The organism is Pseudoalteromonas sp. SR45-5, assembly GCF_014163565.1.
Lineage (GTDB): Bacteria > Pseudomonadota > Gammaproteobacteria > Enterobacterales > Alteromonadaceae > Pseudoalteromonas > Pseudoalteromonas distincta.
This window is the reverse complement of record NZ_JACJDN010000426.1, coordinates 1-3,610: the sequence shown is the minus strand read 5'-3', so window position 1 is coordinate 3,610 and position 3,610 is coordinate 1. Positions and strand designations below refer to the sequence as shown.

2 protein-coding genes and 1 pseudogene are annotated in these 3,610 nt (G+C 40.1%); all 3 read left to right on the top strand.

The genetic code is table 11. From position 1 onward, the window contains the following. Window positions 1-277 precede the first annotated feature (277 nt). Complete coding sequence (gene hrpB, locus H5072_RS14570; protein WP_182693924.1) at window positions 278-2,704, top strand: ATP-dependent helicase HrpB; 2,427 nt, start codon at window positions 278-280, stop codon at window positions 2,702-2,704. 73 nt (window positions 2,705-2,777) lie between these two features. Then, the gene (locus tag H5072_RS14565) at window positions 2,778-3,206 is read left to right on the top strand and encodes a hypothetical protein (RefSeq protein ID WP_024593532.1); all 429 of its coding nucleotides are present in this window, start codon (window positions 2,778-2,780) and stop codon (window positions 3,204-3,206) included. 87 nt (window positions 3,207-3,293) lie between these two features. After that, a pseudogene (locus tag H5072_RS14560) lies at window positions 3,294-3,610 on the top strand (nuclear transport factor 2 family protein); the annotation flags it as partial.

The window sequence follows — 3,610 nt, the reverse complement described above, 5'->3', positions numbered from 1 at the left end:
CCTTACTTAGATTTAATTAACGTTCAGTATAAAAGGAGCAAGGCGTGTACCAATAAGTTAAATTTTTATTTTGCATTTATAATCATGGTGTTATGTTTTTATTGGGGCAGTAATAATTAATTTTTTGAGCACATCCTTAAAAAATGTACAGAGCGGTCTGTAATTATTTCTGATTATGTAACCCTTAATTAAATCCTTTATAACCACATAGCTTTAGCGGCGCGTTTATTTTTGGTTTTTGTTACAATGCACACAAAGCAATTTTGGGTAAATAGCTGTGCTGCCGGTTCAAGACATATATCAACAACTCGTTACTACATTACAAAGTAATCCTATTACGTTATTACAAGCACCGCCTGGTGCGGGTAAATCTACGTGGTTGCCGTTACAACTTATGCGCGATGGGTATTTTAAACGTATTGTAATGCTAGAGCCTCGCCGTTTAGCTGCACGTAATATTGCCAGTTATTTAGCAAAGTGCCAAAACGAGAGTGTTGGGCAAAGTGTAGGTTTGCGGATCAGGGGCGAGAGTAAAGTAAGCGCTAATACGCGCCTCGAAATAGTCACCGAAGGCATGCTCACACGCATGCTGCAAAACGACCCCGAATTAAGCGATATAGATTTACTGATATTTGATGAATTCCATGAGCGCTCAATTGCAGCCGATACTTCACTTGCCTTTGCTTTAGAGACCCAAAGTGCGCTGCGCGAAGATTTAACCATCATGCTTATGTCGGCAACGCTAGATACTGAGCGTTACACAGCATTTTTTGATTGCCCTGTAATTCAATCAAATGGTCGCAGCTACCCAATAGACGAAGTATACATACCCATAAAAGATGAAAGCCGCTGGCTTGATGCAATTCCTACCATAATAAAACAAGCACTTAATGAGCAAACAGGTAGTGCATTGGTATTTTTACCTGGGCAATTTGAGATACTACGCGTGCAACAAGCACTCACCGACTTACCCAGTAACTGCCTAGTTGCCACGCTATTTGGCGAGCAAGATAAAGCTAATCAGCAAGCTGCTATTGCCTCTGCACCAAACGGTATGCGCAAAGTAGTGCTTACCACCAATGTAGCAGAAACCAGTTTAACTATTGAAGGCATACGCATTGTAATTGACAGCGGCAAGCGCCGTGCAGCTACCTTTAATTTAAAAACAGGGGTTACTGAACTCATAACACAAAGTATATCGCGCTCGTCTGCTGTGCAGCGTGCTGGGCGTGCAGGGCGAATAGAGCCGGGTATTGTATATAGGCTTGGCTCAAAGCAAACCTTTGAGCGACGTAATAGCCACGACAATCCCGAAATACTCACATCAGACATAAGCCAGCTTATGCTTGAGGCAAAGCAGTGGGGAGCCAGTATTGATGAGCTAACCCTACTTGATAAGCCCACTGAGCAGCAATGCGAACAAGCAAGTAACCTGCTTAATATGCTTGAAGCTATTGATAGCAAAGGTAAGCTCACACCGCTTGGCAGTAAAATGTTAGGTTTTGGTGCTGATATTCGTTTGGCGCATATGCTATTAAAAGCACAAATACTTGATGACCAACTCCCTGGTATTTTTAGGCTCGCTATTTATTTAGTGGCATTACTTGAGAGCCGAGTAAATAGTGCAAACGAGTTGAGTTTAGCGCTGCATAGCCAGCAGCAACGTCCGCATACGGTATTTAAACAACAGTTAAAATATTGGCAAAGCCGCTTAAAAGTAAAAGACGAAAACAGCGAATTAAATACGCATTATATTAGTTTGCTAGTGGCATTGGCATACCCCGATCGTATTGCTAAAAAACGTGGTAATGGTTATTTACTCGCCAATGGTGCAGGGGCTGAGTTAAATGCCGATTACTGGCACAACGACGATTACTTAGCCATAGCAACCATGGGCGGGCACAAAGGAGGGCGTATATTTGCAGCCACCGCACTTAACCCATTTGAGTTACAAGAATTTTTACCGCATTTATTTAGTGAACTTACTCGTTGTGAGTTTGATGAAAAATCAGCGCGCTTTATTCATCAAGATGAAGTAAAGCTCGGGGCTATAACGCTCAGCAGCCAGCCTAGTAAACAAAAACTAGATAAGAGCGATCGTGCTAAAGCGTGGCTTAGCTTATTTGCTAAACACGGTTTTGCTTTATTTAACGAGCAACCTGATGCGCAACAATTGCTGATACGTATGAGCCTAGCAAGTAATTTAATGCCCGATAAATTCCCGCAAATAAACGAGCAACAACTTATTCAAAATGCAGCGCAGTGGCTAGGCGTGTTTTTAGAAGATATTAAAACGCTCACGCAGCTTAAAAAGTTTAACTACTTTGAAGCATTACAAAACTGCTTTGATTGGCAACAACAAACCACGTTAAAAGCTTTGTTACCACTGCGCTTAACGGTGCCAAGTGGCTCAAATATAAAAATAGAATACCAACTTGATGGCCCCGCAAAGCTAAGCGTGCGTATGCAAGAAGTTTACGGCTTGACCAGTACGCCTATGCTTGCCAACGGTAAATTGCCATTGCTTATGGAGCTGCTATCGCCAGGTAAACGTTCATTGCAACTTACTCAAGATTTAGCCCACTTTTGGGCTAGCAGTTACCGCGATGTGCAAAAGGAAATGAAAGGCCGCTACCCTAAACATTTTTGGCCAGACGACCCAGCCAACAGCGTTGCAACAAATAGAGTAAAGAGCAAAATGTAATTTGCCGTATTTTATAACTTTATTTACTTTAAATAGTGTGTTTTTATATTAAAAACAATAAGGAATGTTAAAAATGAAAATTATATTTGCTGCTTTACTTTTACTCTCATCGGGTGTCAGTGCTAACAATTACCAAGAAGAAGTTGATAAATTTTTTGAATTGTACTCTGATGAAAAAATAAGCGATGCTGTTGATTCCATTTACGCAAGTAATAAATATGTATCGTCGATACCTGACCAGGTAAAACAGATAAAAACACAGCTATCCTCACTTGATGATCTTGTTGGTGAAATTAATTTCATTAATAAGGTTTCTGATTATAAAGTTGGGGAGCTTTTTGTTCATGTAACCTACCTAGTAACCTACGATAGGCAGCCTATTCGTTTTGAATTTCAATTTTTTAAAGTGAAAGAAGGTTGGAGAATTTATTCAATGTCTTTTGATGACAATATCGATGAAGATATAAAAGAACTAGCAAGAAAAGCTGCGCTAAAAAATTAATGTATTAATAAATTTAGTCGTTTTAGTAAAAATACTTTTTTAGAAAGAATCGTTATGAAGTGCAAGCTAAGCTTTCTATTAATTATATTTCTTAGCCTTTTAGCCCGTGCCGATGATATTGGCAATCAGCATATTCCGTATCAACCGGATGACTCACGTACTCCTGATGGCAAAGAGCAGATGCGCAAAGGTATGAGTTTTTACTTAGGTGCGCACACGTTGTTTGAAAGCACACTGCTTAATACATTTGTGTTTAACAATACAGGCTTTGCTATTCGTTATAAGAGTCATGCAAAGGGCATTCACCCGCAAAGTAAGCAGCCAATAGAATACACCTCCACAATGATGGAAGTGATTGAAGTTGAAAATGGTAAAGTGGCGATGATCCGCAAGTACCACGAATA

Excerpts from the sequence above, each read along its gene's own strand:
- H5072_RS14565 (WP_024593532.1), top strand. The coding sequence starts at position 2,778 with ATGAAAATTATATTTGCTGCTTTACTTTTACTCTCATCGGGTGTCAGT.